Raw genomic sequence first — 19918 nt, 5'->3', positions numbered from 1 at the left:
TCGTCTCATAAAAAATCCTATGCAAACAAAACCCGATATAAAACAAGATATTTCCTTTGAAGATTTTAAAAGTCAAATACTCGATGATTATAAAATAGCTGTCACGAGTCGCGAATGTAGCTTGTTAGGTCGAAGAGAAGTTTTGACAGGAAAAGCAAAATTCGGAATTTTTGGTGACGGGAAAGAGCTCCCACAACTTGCCATGGCAAAAGCTTTTAAAAATGGTGATTTTAGAAGTGGGTATTACCGAGATCAAACTTTTATGATGGCTATCGGAGAATTTAGCATAAAAAACTTCTTTGCAGGACTTTATGCGCACACCGATATAGAAAAAGAACCAATGAGTGCTGGAAGACAAATGGGTGGGCATTTTCTTACCCAAAGCAATAATCCAGATGGCTCTTGGGTAGACCTCACCAAACAGAAAAACAGTAGTTCCGATATTTCTCCTACAGGAGGGCAAATGGCTCGACTTCTTGGTTTAGCGCAAGCCTCCAAAATTTACCGTAATGTAGCAGAAACAAATGCTGAAGGCTTTTCTGAAGAAGGAAATGAAGTTGCATGGGGAACAATAGGAAATGCCAGCACAAGTGAAGGGATCTTTTTTGAAACTGTTAATGCTGCTGGGGTAATGCAAGTACCAATGGTAATTAGCATATGGGATGACGAATACGGAATCTCTGTACATGCCAAACACCAAACCACAAAAGAAAACATCTCTGAAGTTTTAAAAGGTTTTCAACGAACCGAAACCCAAGATGGTTACGAGATTATTGTAGTAAAAGGATGGGATTATCCTGCTTTAATAGAAGCTTTTAATAAGGCTGGAAAAATTGCTAGAGAAGAGCATATTCCTGTAATTTTACATGTTATAGAATTAACACAACCACAAGGACATTCTACCTCTGGTTCTCATGAACGTTACAAGTCTGAAAAACGTTTAAAGTGGGAAAAAGAGTACGATTGTAATCTTCAGTTTAGAAAGTGGATTATTACAAATAATTTTGCTACAGACGAAGAGTTAAATCAACTAGAAAAACAAATTAAAAAAGAAGTTCGCGATGGCAAAAAAGAAGCTTGGAGCGAATTCTTAACACCCATAGTATCCGAAAAGAAACATGTTGTTTCTTTACTTTCAGATTTAGCTAATAATAGCAGCAACAAAAGTTTTATCAACCGACTTAAAAATGACCTTATCTCTGTTGATGAACCTTCAAAAAGAAATATTCTTTCTACAGCCAGAAAAGCATTACGCTATGTTAGAACAGAAGAATCGGAAGCTAAAACAAAATTAAGTAACTGGATTGAGTCTTTCTACACAAAAACGCAACCAGAGTACAGCTCTCATCTATATAGTGAAACTAAGCACAATGCAACTAATATTGCAGAAGTTGCAGCAGTTTATGAGGAAAATGCCGAGTTAGTAGATGGTCGTGTAGTATTGAGAGATAATTTTGACAAAATCTTTGAAAACAATTCAAATGCCTTAATTTTTGGAGAAGATAGCGGTAATATTGGAGATGTAAACCAAGGACTTGAAGGACTTCAGAAGAAATATGGAGAATTAAGAGTTGCAGATGTAGGAATTAGAGAAGCTTCTATTATTGGACAAGGAATTGGAATGGCGCTAAGAGGTCTCCGTCCTATTGCTGAAATTCAATATTTAGACTACATTTTATACGCTTTATATGTGCTAAGCGACGATTTAGCATCACTTCTATACCGAACTGTTGGAAAGCAAAAAGCACCTTTAATTGTTAGAACTCGTGGTCACCGATTGGAAGGGATTTGGCACGCAGGATCGCAAATGGGAGGTTTAATTCATCTATTACGAGGAATGTATATTTTAACCCCTCGAAATATGACAAAAGCGGCTGGTTTTTACAATACATTAATGGAAAGTGAGGAGCCTGCATTAGTTATAGAAAGTTTAAACGGATATCGTTTAAAAGAAAAACTTCCTTCTAATCTAGGAGCATTAAGAACTCCAATTGGTGTTATTGAAACTATAAAAGAAGGAACAGATATTACTATTGTTTCTTATGGTTCTACTTTAAGAATTGTTGAACAAGTAGCTAAAGAATTACTGGAAGTTGATATTAATGCTGAAATAATTGATGCACAAACTTTATTGCCATTTGACATTAATCATGATACTGTAAAAAGCATTAAGAAAACTAATAGATTATTGGTTATAGATGAGGATGTTCCTGGAGGATGTTCTGCTTATATTTTACAAGAAATTGTAGAAAACCAAAATGGTTATCAATATTTAGATAGTGCTCCGCAAACATTAACAGCAAAAGCTCACAGACCTGCATACGCAAGTGATGGTGATTATTTTTCTAAGCCTAATGCAGAAGATATTTTTGAAAAAGTGTATGAAATAATGCATGAAGCAAACCCAACAAAATATCCGAAATTGAGATAAATAAACTAATCAAAATATACAAAATAGCATTTGTTAACAGCAAATGCTATTTTTTTTGCTTTCCTTCTTCAGAATTCAACTTTAATTTATCTATAAAACTAATAGGCAATTCGGTCTCTTTACCATACAATTTAATTTCTTGAATATCTGCTGGCATGTAGTATCCGGCATCTTCTAAGGCTTCTTTTACTCTTCTAACTACATTTCCTTTAGTAACTATTGCTTGCATCCCAAACTCTTTTGTATCCACCCAGAAAAAAACTTTTAAATTTACTGTACTGGTATCCAATTTATCTTCAGTTACAAAATTTTGATGCGCTTCATCACTCACCACCTTAGATTCTTCGCTCAAAGCCTTCAAAACAACATTTTTGGCGCCATCAATATTATCTTCATAAGCAATACCAATTACAAAATCCCATCTAAAAAAGCCATCTTCAGTATAATTTGTTACAGGTAACGTTATTACATCACTATTTGGAATATAAACGTCTTTTCCATCAAAAGTTTTTAATTTAGTATATCTAAACTCTAAAGTTTTAACCTTACCAAAAATATCTCCAATTTCAACAGTATCATCCACGTCAAATGGACGATTAAAACTTAGTATTACACCTGCTATAAAATTCTGTCCTACGTCTTTAAAGGCAAATCCTAGAACAACGGCACTAGCCCCTGCTGCTGCTAAAATTCCCGCAGAAATATTGCCTAAACCCGCAGCATCTAAGGCTAACATTATAAAAATTAAAATCAATATAAAACGAATCCCCCTACCTAGAAACTTGCTCATAAGCGGATCATTAGTTCTAGATTGAATTCTTCTTTTAGCAAATTCACCAATCCATCCTGCTATTAAAATTCCTAAAACTAAAATTAGTATTCCTAGAACATACAATGGTACTGCCTCAATAAATCGGTCAAAATAAGTCACAGTAGAACTTTTAACATCGTCATATAAATCTTGATTTGCAATAAATAAATTATACATAAAGCTAGTATTAGTTGGATAGTTCTTTTAAAAATACTAAATAAAAATCAATTTACTACTCTTCAATACTGTATCAATTTTTAAAGCTTAAAAAATGACAGAAGTCTCCCAATTCAACTTTTTATTTCTTAAATTTCACTTATAAATCAGGAGCATTGTTATGAGAATAGAAAATGAATTAAAGCTAGGTTTTAAAGATGTTATGATTCGCCCAAAGAGATCTACTTTAAAGTCTAGAAGCGAAGTAACATTAGAAAGAGAATTCAAATTTAAACACAGCAGTAATGTTTGGAAAGGCATTCCAATTATTGCTGCTAATATGGACACTGTTGGTACTTTTGAAATGGCTTCTGCTTTAGCTCAGCATCAACTTATTACAGCAATTCATAAACATTATACCTTGGCAGATTGGAATACCTTTTTGGCAGATAAAGATGAAAGTATATACAATTCTATTGCTATTAGCACAGGAACCAGTAAAGATGATGCTTCAAAATTAAGGGGAATTTTAAATGTTCATTCAAGTATAAAACTCATTTGTATAGATGTAGCTAATGGATATTCTGAACATTTTGTTGATTTTGTAAAATACGCCAGAGACAATTTTCCAGACAAAGTAATTATGGCTGGCAATGTAGTAACTGGAGAAATGGTAGAAGAGCTTATCATAGCAGGTGCAGATATTATTAAAGTAGGTATTGGACCAGGAAGTGTTTGCACTACCCGCGTTAAAACGGGAGTTGGATATCCTCAACTATCTGCCATTATAGAATGCGCAGATGCTGCTCATGGTTTAAGCGGACAAATAATTTCTGATGGGGGTTGTAAAATTCCAGGAGATATTGCCAAAGCTTTTGGTGGAGGTGCCGATTTTGTAATGCTTGGTGGGATGTTGGCTGGCCATACAGAAAGTGGAGGAGAAATAATCTCTAGAAACGGAGAGAAGTTTAAAGCTTTCTACGGAATGAGCTCTGAAACGGCTATGGAAAAACACTCAGGAGGTGTTGCTAATTACCGTGCCAGTGAAGGTAAAACTGTTGAAATTCAATATCGAGGTGATGTAGCGCATACCATACAAGATATTTTAGGAAGCTTACGTTCCACATGTACCTATGTTGGTGCTAGTCGTTTAAAAGAATTGACTAAACGAACTACTTTTATTAGAGTGCAAGAACAACATAACGAAGTATTTTCTTAGTAAAATCTATTCAGAAGAAAATAAAAATAATACATTTTAATGCAGCGTCCTTCTGTAAACTCAGAGCAGGCTTTAGGAGATTAATTCCTCTTTTTAGGATTGAAGGATTTAAGGATTGAAAGATTGAAAAAGTTGGGAGTCGGAAGTCGGGAGTTGGAAGGGAAAAAGAATATAGATTTTTTGCTTTCTTATTTTTTTGAATTTGTAGTTTACCAAAAGAGCCTACTGTTTATTTTAAGGATTGAAGGATTGAAAGATTGAAAGATTGAAAAAGTTAGGTGTCGGAAGTCCGAAGTCGGGAGTTGGAAGGAAACAAGAATAAAGAGAAAAGAATATAGATTTTTTGCATTCTTATTTTTTTGACATTTGTAGTTTGCCAAAAGAGCCTACTGTTTATTTAAAGATTTAAAGATTGAAGGATTGAAAAAGTCGGAAGTCCGAAGTCGGGAGTTGGAAGGGAACAAGAATAAAGAGAAAAGAATATAGATTTTGTATTCTTATTCTTTTGAAAGTTCTTAGTTTACCATAAACCTACTGCTTATTAAAAGATTGAAAAAGTTGGGGGCGGAAGTTGGGAGTCGGGAGTTGGAAGGAAACAAGAATAAAGAGAAAAGAATATAGATTTTTGCATTCTTATTTTTTTGACATTTGTAGTTTACCAAAAGCCTACTGCTTATTTGAAGGATTGAAGAATTAAAAAATTACTATTAACAGCTCTTTCAATAAATCGGCTTGAGTGGCACTTACCGCCCCTACTCCTTTGCTTTTTACATCTATAGTTCTGAGATGACCAACAATTCGGCTACAATCTTTCATGGAAAAATTACGCCCAGCTGTAATATACTCCCCTACAAAATAGGGACTCACTTTTAATGCAGAAGCCACACTCCCTTTGGAATGATCTTTTAGCCCATGAAAATGCAGTAATTGCGCAAAAAAATTATTCAGTAAAGAAATAGTTACAATAATTGGATTATCCTTAGGGTTTTGCGCAAAATAGTTCATTATTTGAGTTGCTTTCAGCACATTACGCTCCCCTATTGCCTTCCTTAATTCAAAATTGTTATAATCTTTACTAATTCCAATATTATCTTCAATTAGCTTTGGTGTTATTTCCTCCCCTTTTGGAAGAATTAACTGTAGTTTCTCTAACTCATTATTGATTTTTCCTAAATCGGTACCCAAAAATTCTACTAGCATTTGTGCTGCTTTTGGAGTAATACCATATTTTTTTCCAGCTAATACACGCCTAATCCAATCGCCAACTTGGTTTTCGTATAGCTTTTTACTTTCAAAAATATAACCCGACTTTGAGATTGCTTTATAAACTTTTTTACGCTTATCTAGCTTTTTATATTTGTAGCAAATTATTAACACTGTAGTAGGCTGCGGATTTAATGCATACGCTTCCAACTGTTCTATAGTTCTAGACAAATGTTGGGCTTCTTTTACAATAATTACCTGTCGTTCTGCCATCATTGGGTAACGTTTGGCACTAGAAACTATTTCATCTATAGAGACATCTCTTCCGTATAAAACAACTTGGTTAAAACCCTTTTCTTCTTCAGTTAGAATAGATTGTTCCATAAATTGGGAAATCTTATCTATATAATATGGTTCTTCGCCCATTAAAAAATAGATAGGTTTAATAGCACCCTGTTTTACTTCGTTTACAATCTTTTTAATTTCATCCATAGAAAAAGAATCTGTATTTTTTTAAAAGTCTTTAATTGATAATTATGATATTTGCTAGCATGCAGCAATTAAATTTTCCAGCTTATCCATTTCGATTCAAAAATAGGGAAAATAAAGTCCATATTTTTGATCAGATACGTAAAAAATTCATCCAATTACAACCCGAAGAATGGGTAAGACAACATGTTGTATCTTTTTTAATATCTGAAAAAAAATACCCTAAATCGCTTATCAATGTCGAAAAAGAACTCATAATCAATACTTTAAAAAAACGATACGATGTTTTAGTGTATCATACCGATGGAAGCATAGCACTTATTGTAGAATGCAAAGCCCCATCAGTAAAAATTACACAAACAACATTCGACCAAATTGCACGTTACAATCTTACTGTAAAAGCCAAGTTTTTAATGGTGACTAACGGAATTGACCATTATTTTTGCAAAATGGATTATGAACAAGAAAAATACATTTTTCTAAAGGATATTCCAGCTTATATGCTTTAATTTGCAATCTTCTTAAACCCCGTAGCGTTATAAATTTTAAATGAAAATAGCTGTTGTTATACTGAATTGGAATGGTAGTAAACTTTTAGAAAAGTTTTTACCATCTGTAATCAGTTATTCACCAAACGCTACTATTTATGTTGCAGATAATGCTTCTACTGACAATTCTATCGCCTTTCTTAAAGAACATTATCCTTCAATAAAAATTATTCAGAATACTACTAATGGAGGTTATGCCAAAGGTTATAATGAAGCTTTGCAACAGGTTTCTGAAGATGTTTTCTGTTTGTTAAACTCTGATATAGAAGTAACTCCAAATTGGCTTACTCCAATTGAAAACGCTTTTAAAGAATTTAAAGATGTTGCTATTTTACAGCCTAAAATTTTAGATTATAAACAGAAAAATTACTTTGAATACGCTGGAGCCGCAGGCGGATATTTAGACCGTTTAGGCTACCCATTCTGCAGAGGTCGGATTTTTCAAACTTTAGAAGAAGACAAATCTCAATACAACGACATAAAAGAGATATTTTGGGCTACTGGCGCATGTATGTTTATTAAAAGAGATATTTTTAATGCATTAGGTGGTTTTGATGAAGATTACTTTGCCCATCAAGAAGAAATAGATTTGTGTTGGAGAGCACAAAATCACAACTACAAAATATTGTATGTAGGCACATCAAAAGTTTACCATGTAGGTGGCGCCACCTTAGGTAATATGAATCCTAAAAAAACATTTCTTAACTTCAGAAATTCGCTTTTTTCTATCACAAAAAACTTACCTAAACGTAAGGTTTTTCCACTTATTATAGCTAGATTGTTCTTAGATGGAATTGCTGGAATTCGCTTTTTATTTCAATTAAAATTCTTACATTTATTTGCAATAATAAAAGCACATTTTAGTTATTACTATTACTTTTTTAGGATCTTTAAAAAACGAGATACTATTAATAAAGATATTAAGTACTTTGAATGTACTTCTATAGTTCTTAGCTATTTTTTAAAACAGAAAAGGTATTATTATGAAATTGTAAATCAGCGTACTTCGTGATAATCCTATTGATTTAAGAGAAAATTAACTAAAAACGATGTACATGAACTTGCTTTTTATCTAATTTTGTCCTAAAATGTTAAAACGTTAATTAAGTAAAATTATAATCATGAAAAGAATTTTTTTATTAGGTGCTTTAAGTGCCGTTTTCCTTACTTCTTGTGTTTCATCTAAAAAATATGCTGAGCTACAGTCTAAGCATAAAGAAACTCAAGACCTTTTAAATTCAGCTACAGTGAAATTAAACTCATGTCTTGCTGAAAAGGAAAACTACAAAGAGCAAATGGATTTGCTTAAGGCAAACAACAAAGAATTAATAAACAATATGGGTAATTTAACTACCCTTACTTCTAAAGGTGCTGATAACTTAGAGAAATCTCTTGAGAGTTTAAGAGAGAAAGATCTTACAATTAGAAAATTGCAAAATGCAGTTACTCGTAGAGACTCTGTTAACTTAGCACTTGTACAAAGCTTAAAAGGAGTTTTGGGTAATTTAGATGATGAAGATATCAACATTAGTGTAGAAAAAGGTGTTGTTTATGTAAACATTTCTGATAAATTATTATTCTCTAGCGGAAGCACAACAGTATCTGCAAGAGCTAAAGAAGTATTAGGAAAAGTTGCTACTGTAGTTAAAAACAAACCAGATTTCGAATTTATGGTTGAAGGTCACACTGATACAGTGCCAATTCGCACTTCAGCAATTAAAGATAACTGGGATTTAAGTGTTTTAAGAGCTACTTCTGTAGTTAGAATTTTACAAGACGAATTTGGTGTTGCTCCTGCAAGAATGACTGCAGCTGGTAGAAGTCAATACGTTCCTGTAGCTTCTAACGACACTAAAGATGGTAAAGCTAAAAACCGTAGAACAAGAATTGTTATTCTACCTAAGTTAGACCAATTCTACAGTATGATAGAAGAAGGAATGAAAGATCCTAAAATTAACTAAGGACACTTTCTAACAATATAATTTACGAGAAAGCATCGCCATTGGCGATGCTTTTTTAGTATCTTTATTTTTATAATAACATTTAAAATGAATAAAAATATACCAATACCATATCTTCTAGCTCTTTTTGCTATTCTTACAGTACTTTCTTGTGAAAAAAAAACCAATAATACATTGGACGACATAAATTTCCATAAAGAAGATTGGAACAGTAGAACAGCAAAGGTATCTGCAAAAGACTCCTTAATTAAAGGACAAACTTATCTTTCTATTTATTCCCAAATTTATAGCTATACACAGCACGGAAAACACGATTTAACAACTACAGTAAGCTTACGTAACACAAGTAATAAAGATACTGTTTACATTTCTAAAGCTGATTATTACAACGAAAAAGGAAGTTTAATACGTTCTTACACTTCTAATACCATCTATATTGCGCCTCTCGAAACTATAGAAATTGTAATAGCAAAAGATGATAACGACGGTGGCTCTGGAGCAAACTTTATTTTTGATTGGGCTACAAAGAAAAATAGCCCATCACCATTTTTTGAAGCCGTAATGATTTCAACAGCCGGGCAACAAGGTTTATCTTTTACCACACAAGGGGTACAAATAAAGTAGAAAGATTTATTATCTTACATAAAACAAAAGAGACTGTTTAAAAAGTAATTTGTAGTTGTTAAACTGAGCTTGGATACTTTTTAAACAGTCTCTTTTACGTATATTTAGTTTACTAAACTTATGCTTTAAACAATGGTCTGTGCGCCATTAATCTATAAACATGATTCTTAGCAGCTTCAATCTTAGTATTATCTTCACGATTCATCAATACTTCATCAATAAGATTTACTACAGCTTCCATATCCTCTTCAACCAAACCTCTAGAAGTTACAGCCGCAGTTCCAATTCTAATTCCACTGGTTACAAACGGACTCTTATCGTCAAAAGGAACCATATTTTTATTCACAGTAATATTAGCTTTCCCTAAGGCCTCTTCCCCTTCTTTTCCAGAAATATCTTTGTTTCTAAGGTCGATTAACATCATATGATTGTCTGTTCCATTAGAAATAATATTATAACCTCTATCTACAAATGCTTTTGCCATTGCTGCAGCATTTTTCTTAACCTGAACAATATAGTGTAAGAAATCTTCACTTAAAGCTTCTCCAAATGCAATTGCTTTAGCAGCAATAATATGTTCTAAGGGTCCCCCTTGATTTCCTGGAAATACAGCACTATCTAAAAGAGAAGACATCATACGTAAGTTTCCATTTTTCAATTTTAATCCAAATGGGTTTTCAAAATCTTTCCCCATTAATATAAGTCCTCCACGAGGTCCTCTTAACGTTTTATGAGTTGTAGTAGAAACAATATGACAATGCGGAATTGGGTCGCTTAAAACTCCTTTAGCAATCAAGCCAGCAGGGTGAGAAATATCTGCAAATAAAATTGCACCTACACTGTCAGCAATTTCTCTAAATTTTTCAAAATTGATATCTCTAGAATACGCAGAAGCACCAGCAATAATTAATTTTGGTTGCTCTTTTTTAGCAACTTCAGCTATTTTATCATAATTTAAAAGTCCTGTCTCCTTATCAACTCCATAAAACACAGGGTTGTATAATTTCCCAGAGAAATTTACAGGAGAACCATGCGTAAGGTGCCCTCCATGCGAAAGATCAAAACCTAAAATTTTATCCCCTGGTTTTAAACAAGCTGCAAAAACTGCAGTATTTGCCTGAGATCCACTGTGTGGTTGAACGTTTGCATAAGCAGCTCCAAAAAGCTCTTTAGCACGTTCTATTGCGATAGTTTCTACCTCATCCACAACCTCACAACCACCATAATAGCGTTTTCCTGGGTATCCTTCAGCATATTTATTAGTTAGTACAGAACCAGCAGCTTCCATTACCTGCTCGCTTACAAAATTTTCTGAAGCGATGAGCTCAATCCCTTCTAATTGGCGTTGTTTTTCAGCCTCAATAAGATCAAAAATTTGTTCGTCTCTTTTCATTTTGGAGTATTTCGTTAAAGAATGGTCAAAAATATAAAATAGATTCGTTAAATTCATATAAAATGCTACCTTTAAATTCTAATTTATCAAACAATAATTAACAAAATTGTCATGCCTGATACAGCTAACAATCCAAATAGAAAATCATGGATATCTGTTCCAACAGATTCCGATTTCCCAATACAAAATATTCCCTTTGGAGTTTTCCTAACTAGAGACGATGTTATCACCATTGGTACAAGAATTGGTGACATTGCTATAGATCTTGGAGCGCTTCATCAATTAGGGTATTTTAATGAGATCCCTTTAACGGATGATATTTTTCTACAAGACACTTTAAATGATTTTATTTCTGACGGAAAAAAAACTTGGCGATTAGTTCGAAATAGAATTGCTGAGATTTTTGATGTTAAGAATGAAACTTTAAAGAATAATGAAGAGCATCGAAAAATCGTACTTTTTACATTGGACGAAATTGAAATGCAATTACCTGTACAAATTGGAGATTACACCGACTTTTACAGTAGTAAAGAACATGCAACCAATGTAGGAACTATGTTTAGAGATCCTGATAATGCATTATTACCAAATTGGCTACATATTCCTGTTGGTTATCATGGTAGAAGTTCTTCTATTGTTCCTAGCGGAATTCCAATTCATCGTCCAAAAGGGCAAACAATGCCTGCCGATGCTAGCGAACCCGTTTTTGGTCCTTCAAAGTTGGTAGATTTTGAACTAGAAATGGCTTTTATCACTACAGATGCCAATCTCTTAGGAGAGCCTATTCCAATTGAAGAAGCGGAAGATTATATTTTTGGAATGGTACTTTTTAACGATTGGAGTGCAAGAGATATTCAGAAATGGGAATACGTACCATTAGGACCTTTTTTAGCAAAAAACTTTGCTTCTTCTGTTTCTCCGTGGATAGTAACCCTAGATGCTTTAGAGCCATTTAGAACTGATGGACCTAAACAAGATCCTAAACCACTTCCTTACTTAAATTATAAAGGCAAAAAGAGTTTTGACATCAATTTGGAAGTTGATTTATCTCCAGAAAACGGAGCTCCTACTACCATTACAAAGAGTAACTTTAAGTATATGTATTGGAATATGTCCCAGCAACTGGCTCATCATACCATTAATGGTTGTAAGGTTAACAGTGGAGACATGATGGGGAGTGGAACTATTTCCGGCTCCACACCAGACTCCTATGGCTCTATGCTAGAGCTTACTTGGAAAGGTGAAAAGCCAATTAAAATGAGTGATGGCACAGAACGCAAATTTATTAATGATGGCGATACTGTTACCATGAGAGGTTATTGTAAAAATGATAAAGTGCGGATCGGTTTTGGTGAAGTTTCCAATAAACTACTCCCTCCTTTTAATCCGAAAAAAGTAAAAAAATAGTAAATAAATGATTTCATTTTAAAAAGAGGCCGTCTGAAAAGTAATTCATAGTTGCCAAAAGGAGTTTATCGAAGTTTTAAACAACTAACACTCAAAAAACCTTCTACAAGCTCAGGGTGACATTTAGAGTTTAGATACTTTTTAGACAGCCTCTTTTTTTTATCTCGCTTATAGGGAAGCCTTTTTAAAGCAAGCACTTAAATTACTTCCAACATACTGTCCGTAATTTGGGATTTGCTCATAGCCATTCTTTAAATACAAAGCTATTGCGTCTTTGTATTTACTTCCTGTTTCCAATACTGCTTGTTTAAAACCTAATTCTTTTGCCCAATCTTCTAACTCCATTAATACCATCGAAGCCACTCCTTCTCCCCTACATATTGGATTTACATACATTCTTTTAATTTCTACAATATCAGTATCATATAACTTAAAAGCACCACAAGCAATGGCTTCATTATTTTTATATGCTAAAACCACTTCTTTAAGGTTATCTATTTTATTATACTGACTATAAAAATTGTGTGCCTCTCCATCCATTTCTGCTAAATACACATCTAAATATTGTACTAAACTTTTAAAATCTGGATGAGAAGAGTTCGTTCGAAGTAATGTTATCATTTATATTAACTTTCTTAGGCTTGAATTTATAGGTAGAATAATAGTATTTGGACAAAAATAAAGACTGCTTCATTACAAGAAAATAGCGTAAAAACTGAATTATTATCACTATAAAATCTTTAATATTCCGCTTTTCTATTTTTAAATAACAAAGGAGTACTGTTCTTGAAAATATCTTTGTCAACCCTCGGATTAAATAAACTTTGCTATTTCTTCAGCATCAATTTGCCCATGAGACTCATTATATACAACTTTTCCGTTTTTAATAATTAATAATTGCGGACTTTCATGTATCACACCAAACTCTTTAGCTACAGCATTAGACACATCTCTGTGATTTAAAATATCTAGAAAATACAATTTAGCATCATCAGTCGGAATTTTATATGTCGCCTCAAAGTTATTTAGTGCAAACCTACTAATTCCACAACGGGTGCTATGCTTAAAAACCACAACACAGATAGACTTAGACTCTTCTTTAATTTTCTCAAACTGAGAAACATCATTTAAAGCATTCCAATCCAAGGAACTCTCTTTATTTTCTTCACTTCCACCGAAGATTGACTTTAAAAAATTCATAACTTTATATATAAAATTCAGTACCCCCCTAATCTTTATAAATGACTAAACGTCAGTATAAATTCTCACTTATACTGTCAAAAAGTCATAAAACAGAAACGGAATACTAATTGCTAAACAAATATCGATAATAAACTTTGAAATATAATGAACTTAAACAATTTTACAATAAAATCACAAGAGGCTATCCAACAAGCACAACAAATTGCTCAGGGATATGGCCATCAACAAATTGAAAACGAGCACATTTTCAAAGCCTTATTTGAGGTTGATGAGAATGTACTTCCCTTCATTTTAAAAAAGCTAAATGTAAATATTACCTTACTTAAACAGGTTTTAGACAGTACGCTAAATAGTTTTACTAAAGTTGAAGGCGGAGAATTAATGCTTTCTAGAGATGCAGGAAGCATGTTAAACGAAGCGAGTATTATAGCTAAGAAAATGAACGATGAGTTTGTTTCTATTGAGCATTTAATAGTAGCTACATTTAAATCTAAAAGCAAAATAGCACAGATTTTAAAAGACCAAGGTGTTACTGAAAAAGGATTAAAAGCCGCTATTGAAGAATTGAGAAAAGGAGATAGAGTAACTTCTGCAAGTGCCGAGGATACATATAATTCTTTAAATAAATTTGCAAAAAACCTCAACCAACTTGCCAACGATGGTAAATTGGATCCTGTTATTGGAAGAGACGAGGAAATTCGTCGTGTTTTACAAATTCTTTCACGTAGAACAAAAAATAACCCGATGCTAGTTGGAGAACCTGGAGTTGGTAAAACAGCTATTGCTGAAGGTTTAGCACACAGAATTATTCAAGGCGATGTTCCTGAAAACTTAAAAGACAAGCAAATTTTTTCCTTAGATATGGGAGCGCTTATTGCAGGAGCAAAATACAAGGGGGAGTTTGAAGAACGCTTAAAAGCTGTTATTAAAGAAGTAACTACCTCCGATGGAGATATCGTACTCTTTATTGATGAAATCCACACTTTAGTAGGCGCTGGTGGCGGACAAGGAGCTATGGATGCAGCAAACATTTTAAAGCCAGCATTAGCAAGAGGAGAGCTCCGAGCTATTGGAGCAACAACATTGGACGAATATCAAAAGTACTTTGAAAAAGACAAAGCCTTGGAGCGTAGATTCCAAAAAGTTATTGTAGACGAGCCAGATACCGAAAGTGCTATTTCTATTTTACGAGGCATTAAGGAAAAGTATGAAACGCATCATAAAGTTAGAATAAAAGACGAAGCTATTATTGCGGCTGTAGAACTTTCTCAACGCTACATTACCAATCGTTTTTTACCAGATAAGGCAATTGACTTAATGGATGAAGCTGCTTCTAAAATTAGGATGGAAATAAATTCAAAACCTGAAGAGCTTGATGTTTTGGATAGAAAAATAATGCAATTAGAAATTGAAATTGCAGCAATTAAGAGAGAAAACGATGAAACTAAATTAAAATCGCTTAATTCGGATATTGCAAATCTTAAGGAAGAGCGACATGATATTTATGCGAAATGGAAAGGCGAAAAAGATATTGTAGACGCCATTCAGACAACAAAAGAAAACATCGAACAATTTAAAATAGAAGCTGAGCGTGCCGAACGTGATGGCGATTATGGTAAAGTTGCTGAAATTAGATATGGAAAAATTAAAGAAGCACAAGAGAAACTAGAAACGCTTCAAAAACAATTAGAAGAGCAACAAGCTGGAGGAAGTAATTTAATAAAAGAAGAAGTTACTAATGACGATATTGCTGAAGTAGTTGCAAAATGGACTGGCATTCCTGTTACTAAAATGCTCCAAAGCGAGCGTGAAAAGCTTCTTAATCTTGAAGACGAATTACACCGAAGAGTAGTAGGACAAGAAGAAGCTATAGAATCTGTATCGGATGCTATCAGAAGAAGTCGCGCTGGCTTGCAAGATGCCAACCGCCCAATTGGTTCTTTTCTTTTTCTAGGAACTACTGGGGTTGGTAAAACAGAGCTAGCTAAAGCATTAGCTGATTATCTTTTTGATGATGAAAGCGCTATGACTCGTATTGATATGAGCGAATACCAAGAGCGTCATTCTGTGAGTAGATTAGTTGGAGCGCCTCCAGGATATGTTGGTTACGATGAAGGAGGACAACTTACAGAAGCTGTAAGACGCAGACCCTATTCTGTAGTATTACTAGATGAGATTGAAAAAGCACATCCAGATACCTTTAATATTTTATTACAGGTGTTAGATGAAGGAAGGTTAACAGACAATAAAGGACGTCTTGCGGATTTTAAAAACACTATTATTATAATGACTAGTAATATTGGAAGCCATATTATTCAAGAAAAATTTGAAGCTACCGAAGATATAGACAGTGCAACACAAGCTGCTAAAGTTGAAGTACTAGGTTTATTAAAACAAAGTGTAAGACCAGAATTTATAAATCGTATTGACGACATTGTTATGTTTACGCCACTTACAGAAGCAAACATAAAAGATATTGTTAAGCTACAACTTAAAGGAATTACAAAAATGGTAGCTAAACAAAACATCACTATAGATGCAACTGAACAAGCTATAACACATTTAGCAAAAATAGGCTACGATCCACAATATGGAGCTAGACCCGTTAAAAGAGTACTCCAGAAGGAGGTTTTAAACAAACTTTCTAAAGAGATTCTTAGCGGAAAAGTCAATGCCGATAGTATTATTTTGATTGATGAATTTGACGGCGAATTAGTTTTTAGGAATCAATCAGATTTAATAGAAAATTAACAGACAAAAATGTAAGTCTTAAACACTATAACCGACTGAATGTATGTTAGTTGATGTATTATAATATTTAAAGCTAAGTTAAATAGTTCGTAAGAATTATTTAGTTTTAAGTTGGTTGGTTAGTTAAGGCACCCATGATTAAAAATCATGGGTGTTTTTTTAAAATATCTTTTCTTAACTCATCAACTTTCTACTTTTCTACTTTAAAAACTTTTCAGCTCTAAACTTTCAACTCTCAACTCTAAACTTTTTATCTTCTGACTCCCAACTGCGGACTCCTTCAATTTCCCTTAGTGAGTAAAACTATAATATAGCCAATAAAACAAAAGATACCTTTCAGTATTATTTTATATATTTGAGTATATCTATAAACTCATGACAACCAAAGCTGAAAAAACGAGTCAATTTATTATAAAAACAGTAGCTCCTATTTTTAACAAGAAAGGCTATACTGCCACAAGTTTAAATGATATTACAAAAGCTACAGGTCTTACAAAAGGAGCTATCTATGGAAACTTTGAGAACAAAGAAACATTAGCACTCCATGCATTTGATTATAATACCGATATGATTCTCTCTAAAATCGAAGCTTATATGGATAAAGGGGAAACTCCTTTAGAACGACTTATATATTTTGTGAGGTTTTATAAAAACTATATTGATTTTACCAACAATTTTGGAGGTTGCCCTATTATAAATACGGGAGTTGACGCAAAAAATATGCATCCTGAACTTTCAGAAAAGGTTCAGGAAACTATAAAAAAAATAGAAGGATATATTAGTACCGAAATTGAAGATGGTAAAAGAATTGGCGAAATTAGAAAAACTATTATTGGAGATGTTTATGGGAAACGCTTTTTCAGTTTAATCCAAGGCGCCGTTTTTATGAGTCAGACTACAGATGATAAATCATACACAACAGATTGCATGAATGTAATATTAGACACCATCAATCAGCGATTTAAGTAGGTAATAGGCTCTAGGCTCTAGGCTCTAGGCGAAAAAAAACTTTTCTGAAAACATCATAACAACATAACTCGATAACTTTTTTTTACTTTCAACTAAAAGTGGCAAAGATGTAAATGTGGAAATGAAAAAAGTCGAAAGGCTCTAGGCTCTAGGCTCTAGGCTCTAGGCTCTAGGCTCTAGGCTCTAGGCTCTAGGCGAAAAAAAACTTTTCTGAAACATCATAACAACATAACTCGATAACTTTTTTTACTTTCAACTAAAAACTGCCTCTGCTTACTGAACACTTCCTTTTTTATTGAAAGATTAGGTTATAACAAAGTTCTAGACAAAAAACTGCTTACTTACCTTCGGACTTCCGACTTCCGACTCCTGACTTTTCTACTTTCAGCAATAAAACTACTCCAATTAAAAATATCAATCCTAAAAGGACAATAGAAGTTCTCATACTTCCTGTTATTTGCGCCATAAATCCGTATAAAAACATCCCGATAACAATTCCTATTTTTTCAGCTACATCATAAAAACTAAAGAAAGAAGCTGTGTCTTTTGTTTCTGGTAAAAATTTAGAATAGGTGGAACGAGATAAAGCCTGAATTCCTCCCATTACCAAACCAACAAAAGCAGCAGTTACATAAAATTGCTCTGGAGTAATTACAAAATAAGCGTAGCAACATATAATTACCCATATAATATTAATAGCTATTAATGTTTTTATATTTCCAATTTTTTCAGAAATTCGAGAGGTTAGTAATGCTCCAGCTACAGCAACTAATTGTATTAAAAGAATACTTATAATTAAACCTGTTGTACGCTGACTATCGCTTTCCCACGCCAATTCTTCTTCTGCAAAATAGGAAGCTACTAGCATTACTGTTTGTACCGCCATGCTATATACAAAAAAGGCTATTAAATATCTTTTTAATCGGAGGTTATCTCCTAACCTATTCCATACTTTTTTGAGCTCACGAAAGCCATTCAGCAAGACTTTTTTACTAATTTTTCCAGTATTATCATTTCCTTTAGGCAAATAATAAAATGAATACTGACTGAATAAAGCCCACCAAATCCCAACTAATATAAATGATATTTTTGTAGGCTCCCCAGCCCCTTCAAATCCAAACCATTCATATTTCATAATCATGGCTAAATTCAGCAATAACAAAAATACACTACCAATATATCCTAATGAATATCCTTTGGCACTTATTCTATCTTGTTGTTCTGGGAATGCCACATCTGGCAAATAAGAATTATAAAAAACTAAACTCCCCCAAAAACCTATCAACCCAAAAAAATATATAGTTAAGCTTAAATAAATTGCATCAAGGCTAAACCAATACAATCCTATACTTGAAATGGAACCTAAATAGCAGAAAAATTTTAAAAACACTTTTTTATTACCTACATAATCTGCAATTCCAGACAATAGCGGAGTTAAAAAGGAAACCACCAAAAAGGCAAAAGAAGTGACATACGTTATTAAAGGACCACGAGCAATTTCTCCACCAAAAATTTCAATTTTTTCAATTCCAGCTTCTCTAAAAAGCGCCCCATAAAAGAGCGGAAAAATGGCAGAAGCTATGGTTAAACTATATACTGAATTTGCCCAATCATAAAATGCCCATGCATTTAATAATTTTTTACTTCCTTTTTGTAATGATTTCATTTGTTAATATGTATGGTTTTTCAATAGTCAGATGTAATGCCCTTTAGAATCATATCGGTTGGTTTCTAAATTTGTTAATGGGCATTTCATTGATGGTTTATGAACTAGTTGGTTTAGTAATAGATTAAATAAAAAAGCAAGACATAAAATTGATGTCTTGCTTTCAAATATACTTAATTAATAAACTTGCTACATTAAAAAAAGATTACTTAAACGTAGTAACACCAAATTTAGCCGCTTCTTGCTTCGCTGCTGGCGCTAATTGTTTAAGATTTTGAATTCTACTTTGATTTGATGGGTGCGTGCTCATAATCTCTGATGGCTGCTCCCCTCCTTGAGCACTCATTCGTTCCCAAAGTTTAGCAGCTTCATCTGGATTATAACCAGCAATTGCCATTAAACGCAATCCAATAGCATCGGCTTCTGTTTCGTGACTTCTACTAAAAGGTAACATAACTCCTACTTGAGACCCAACACCATATGCTTGATTAAATAAATCTATTGTTTGTGCACTGCTACCTCCCATTCCAAGCGCTAAATTTCCTGCAAGCGCTCCATATTGTTGTAATGTAGAAGCACTCATACGCTGTGCCCCATGGTTTACTAAGGCGTGTGCCACTTCATGGCCCATTACTACTGCAATACCAGTATCTGTTTGAGTAATCGGAAGAATTCCTGTATAAAAAACTATTTTCCCTCCAGGCATACACCAAGCGTTTACAGTTTCGTCTTGCACTAAATTGTATTCCCAACGGTAATCTTTTAAATAGCCCTCATACCCATTAGCATTAAACCAACGCTCCGCAGCATTTGCAATACGTTGCCCTACTCGTTTTATAGCTTCGGCATCTGCAGTTCCCGTTACTACTTTATTTTGCTGTAAAAATTGGTCGTATTCCGCAAAAGCTGTCGGGAAAATTTGATCATTTGACTGAAAATTCAAAGTGCTTTTTCCTGTAAAAGGATTTGTTGAACAAGATATTATCAACAAAATAAATACTCCTATTGAAACATATTTTTTCATATTACAATCTATTATTTTTAAAATCAGTTAATATACCTACAAATTGATGTGCATATACAATAC

16 protein-coding genes are annotated in these 19918 nt (G+C 33.4%); 9 read left to right on the top strand and 7 right to left on the bottom strand.

Annotated elements, in window-relative coordinates; translation table 11 throughout:
* Positions 1 to 19: 19 nt before the first annotated feature.
* The gene (locus JOOMADRAFT_RS13590) at positions 20 to 2431 is read left to right on the top strand and encodes an alpha-ketoacid dehydrogenase subunit alpha/beta (RefSeq protein ID WP_008614331.1); all 2412 of its coding nucleotides are present in this window, start codon (positions 20 to 22) and stop codon (positions 2429 to 2431) included.
* Positions 2432 to 2477: 46 nt separating this feature from the next.
* Here the strand turns inward: JOOMADRAFT_RS13590 and JOOMADRAFT_RS13585 are convergent, their stop codons facing one another.
* Positions 2478 to 3419, bottom strand: coding sequence for a mechanosensitive ion channel family protein (locus JOOMADRAFT_RS13585; protein ID WP_008614330.1), 942 nt, complete (start codon positions 3417 to 3419; stop codon positions 2478 to 2480).
* A 160-nt stretch (positions 3420 to 3579) separates the two neighbouring features.
* On the opposite strand from JOOMADRAFT_RS13585, the gene JOOMADRAFT_RS13580 reads away from it, so the two are divergent.
* Positions 3580 to 4617, top strand: coding sequence for a GMP reductase (locus JOOMADRAFT_RS13580; RefSeq protein ID WP_008614321.1), 1038 nt, complete (start codon positions 3580 to 3582; stop codon positions 4615 to 4617).
* 693 nt (positions 4618 to 5310) lie between these two features.
* Here JOOMADRAFT_RS13580 and holA read toward each other — a convergent pair.
* Positions 5311 to 6312, bottom strand: coding sequence for a DNA polymerase III subunit delta (holA, locus tag JOOMADRAFT_RS13575; RefSeq protein WP_008614320.1), 1002 nt, complete (start codon positions 6310 to 6312; stop codon positions 5311 to 5313).
* A gap of 59 nt (positions 6313 to 6371) precedes the next feature.
* Between holA and JOOMADRAFT_RS13570 the strand changes: the two genes are divergently transcribed.
* The 4 genes from JOOMADRAFT_RS13570 to JOOMADRAFT_RS13555 all read left to right on the top strand — a co-directional run bounded on the left by JOOMADRAFT_RS13570 (position 6372) and on the right by JOOMADRAFT_RS13555 (position 9442).
* Complete coding sequence (locus tag JOOMADRAFT_RS13570; protein ID WP_040880110.1) at positions 6372 to 6818, top strand: type I restriction enzyme HsdR N-terminal domain-containing protein; 447 nt, start codon at positions 6372 to 6374, stop codon at positions 6816 to 6818.
* A gap of 40 nt (positions 6819 to 6858) precedes the next feature.
* On the top strand, positions 6859 to 7869 hold the full coding sequence (locus JOOMADRAFT_RS13565; protein ID WP_008614318.1) for a glycosyltransferase family 2 protein: 1011 nt from the start codon (positions 6859 to 6861) through the stop codon (positions 7867 to 7869).
* A gap of 109 nt (positions 7870 to 7978) precedes the next feature.
* Positions 7979 to 8818 carry an OmpA/MotB family protein gene (locus tag JOOMADRAFT_RS13560; protein WP_008614317.1) on the top strand — a complete coding sequence of 280 codons (840 nt, stop codon included), beginning with the start codon at positions 7979 to 7981 and terminating at the stop codon, positions 8816 to 8818.
* Positions 8819 to 8905: 87 nt separating this feature from the next.
* Complete coding sequence (locus JOOMADRAFT_RS13555; RefSeq protein WP_008614316.1) at positions 8906 to 9442, top strand: DUF3124 domain-containing protein; 537 nt, start codon at positions 8906 to 8908, stop codon at positions 9440 to 9442.
* A 118-nt stretch (positions 9443 to 9560) separates the two neighbouring features.
* Here JOOMADRAFT_RS13555 and glyA read toward each other — a convergent pair whose 3' ends face one another.
* Complete coding sequence (gene glyA / locus JOOMADRAFT_RS13550) at positions 9561 to 10835, bottom strand: serine hydroxymethyltransferase (protein ID WP_040879751.1); 1275 nt, start codon at positions 10833 to 10835, stop codon at positions 9561 to 9563.
* Between the two features lie 111 nt (positions 10836 to 10946).
* Here glyA and fahA point away from each other — a divergent pair, with 111 nt between their 5' ends.
* The gene (gene fahA / locus JOOMADRAFT_RS13545) at positions 10947 to 12242 is read left to right on the top strand and encodes a fumarylacetoacetase (protein WP_008614309.1); all 1296 of its coding nucleotides are present in this window, start codon (positions 10947 to 10949) and stop codon (positions 12240 to 12242) included.
* A gap of 168 nt (positions 12243 to 12410) precedes the next feature.
* Here the strand turns inward: fahA and JOOMADRAFT_RS13540 are convergent, their stop codons facing one another.
* The gene (locus JOOMADRAFT_RS13540; protein ID WP_008614307.1) at positions 12411 to 12863 is read right to left on the bottom strand and encodes a GNAT family N-acetyltransferase; all 453 of its coding nucleotides are present in this window, start codon (positions 12861 to 12863) and stop codon (positions 12411 to 12413) included.
* 192 nt (positions 12864 to 13055) lie between these two features.
* On the bottom strand, positions 13056 to 13442 hold the full coding sequence (ytxJ, locus tag JOOMADRAFT_RS13535; protein ID WP_008614306.1) for a bacillithiol system redox-active protein YtxJ: 387 nt from the start codon (positions 13440 to 13442) through the stop codon (positions 13056 to 13058).
* Between the two features lie 147 nt (positions 13443 to 13589).
* Between ytxJ and clpB the strand changes: the two genes are divergently transcribed.
* Both clpB and JOOMADRAFT_RS13525 read left to right on the top strand, forming a co-directional pair.
* The gene (gene clpB / locus JOOMADRAFT_RS13530; RefSeq protein WP_008614305.1) at positions 13590 to 16196 is read left to right on the top strand and encodes an ATP-dependent chaperone ClpB; all 2607 of its coding nucleotides are present in this window, start codon (positions 13590 to 13592) and stop codon (positions 16194 to 16196) included.
* Positions 16197 to 16571: 375 nt separating this feature from the next.
* On the top strand, positions 16572 to 17165 hold the full coding sequence (locus tag JOOMADRAFT_RS13525) for a TetR/AcrR family transcriptional regulator (RefSeq protein WP_008614303.1): 594 nt from the start codon (positions 16572 to 16574) through the stop codon (positions 17163 to 17165).
* Between the two features lie 337 nt (positions 17166 to 17502).
* Here JOOMADRAFT_RS13525 and JOOMADRAFT_RS13520 read toward each other — a convergent pair whose 3' ends face one another.
* A complete protein-coding gene (locus JOOMADRAFT_RS13520; RefSeq protein ID WP_008614301.1) occupies positions 17503 to 18831 on the bottom strand; it encodes an MFS transporter in 1329 nt (442 codons plus the stop codon).
* 205 nt (positions 18832 to 19036) lie between these two features.
* Entirely contained in the window at positions 19037 to 19855 is an 819-nt protein-coding gene (locus JOOMADRAFT_RS13515; protein ID WP_008614299.1) for a M48 family metallopeptidase, read from the bottom strand.
* Positions 19856 to 19918 lie beyond the last annotated feature (63 nt).

The organism is Galbibacter orientalis DSM 19592, from assembly GCF_000260115.1.
GTDB classification, from domain to species: Bacteria; Bacteroidota; Bacteroidia; order Flavobacteriales; family Flavobacteriaceae; genus Galbibacter; species Galbibacter orientalis.
The sequence above is the reverse complement of the archived record's forward strand: the minus strand, read 5'-3'. Positions and strand labels throughout refer to the sequence as shown.

Coding starts and splice junctions, on each gene's coding strand:
- JOOMADRAFT_RS13540 (WP_008614307.1), bottom strand. CDS start 12,863: ATGATAACATTACTTCGAACGAACTCTTCTCATCCAGATTTTAAAAGT.
- JOOMADRAFT_RS13560 (WP_008614317.1), top strand. CDS start 7,979: ATGAAAAGAATTTTTTTATTAGGTGCTTTAAGTGCCGTTTTCCTTACT.
- JOOMADRAFT_RS13580 (WP_008614321.1), top strand. CDS start 3,580: ATGAGAATAGAAAATGAATTAAAGCTAGGTTTTAAAGATGTTATGATT.
- fahA (WP_008614309.1), top strand. CDS start 10,947: ATGCCTGATACAGCTAACAATCCAAATAGAAAATCATGGATATCTGTT.
- glyA (WP_040879751.1), bottom strand. CDS start 10,835: ATGAAAAGAGACGAACAAATTTTTGATCTTATTGAGGCTGAAAAACAA.
- ytxJ (WP_008614306.1), bottom strand. CDS start 13,442: ATGAATTTTTTAAAGTCAATCTTCGGTGGAAGTGAAGAAAATAAAGAG.
- JOOMADRAFT_RS13525 (WP_008614303.1), top strand. CDS start 16,572: ATGACAACCAAAGCTGAAAAAACGAGTCAATTTATTATAAAAACAGTA.
- JOOMADRAFT_RS13590 (WP_008614331.1), top strand. CDS start 20: ATGCAAACAAAACCCGATATAAAACAAGATATTTCCTTTGAAGATTTT.
- JOOMADRAFT_RS13515 (WP_008614299.1), bottom strand. CDS start 19,855: ATGAAAAAATATGTTTCAATAGGAGTATTTATTTTGTTGATAATATCT.
- JOOMADRAFT_RS13585 (WP_008614330.1), bottom strand. CDS start 3,419: ATGTATAATTTATTTATTGCAAATCAAGATTTATATGACGATGTTAAA.
- clpB (WP_008614305.1), top strand. CDS start 13,590: ATGAACTTAAACAATTTTACAATAAAATCACAAGAGGCTATCCAACAA.
- JOOMADRAFT_RS13555 (WP_008614316.1), top strand. CDS start 8,906: ATGAATAAAAATATACCAATACCATATCTTCTAGCTCTTTTTGCTATT.
- holA (WP_008614320.1), bottom strand. CDS start 6,312: ATGGATGAAATTAAAAAGATTGTAAACGAAGTAAAACAGGGTGCTATT.
- JOOMADRAFT_RS13565 (WP_008614318.1), top strand. CDS start 6,859: ATGAAAATAGCTGTTGTTATACTGAATTGGAATGGTAGTAAACTTTTA.
- JOOMADRAFT_RS13570 (WP_040880110.1), top strand. CDS start 6,372: ATGCAGCAATTAAATTTTCCAGCTTATCCATTTCGATTCAAAAATAGG.
- JOOMADRAFT_RS13520 (WP_008614301.1), bottom strand. CDS start 18,831: ATGAAATCATTACAAAAAGGAAGTAAAAAATTATTAAATGCATGGGCA.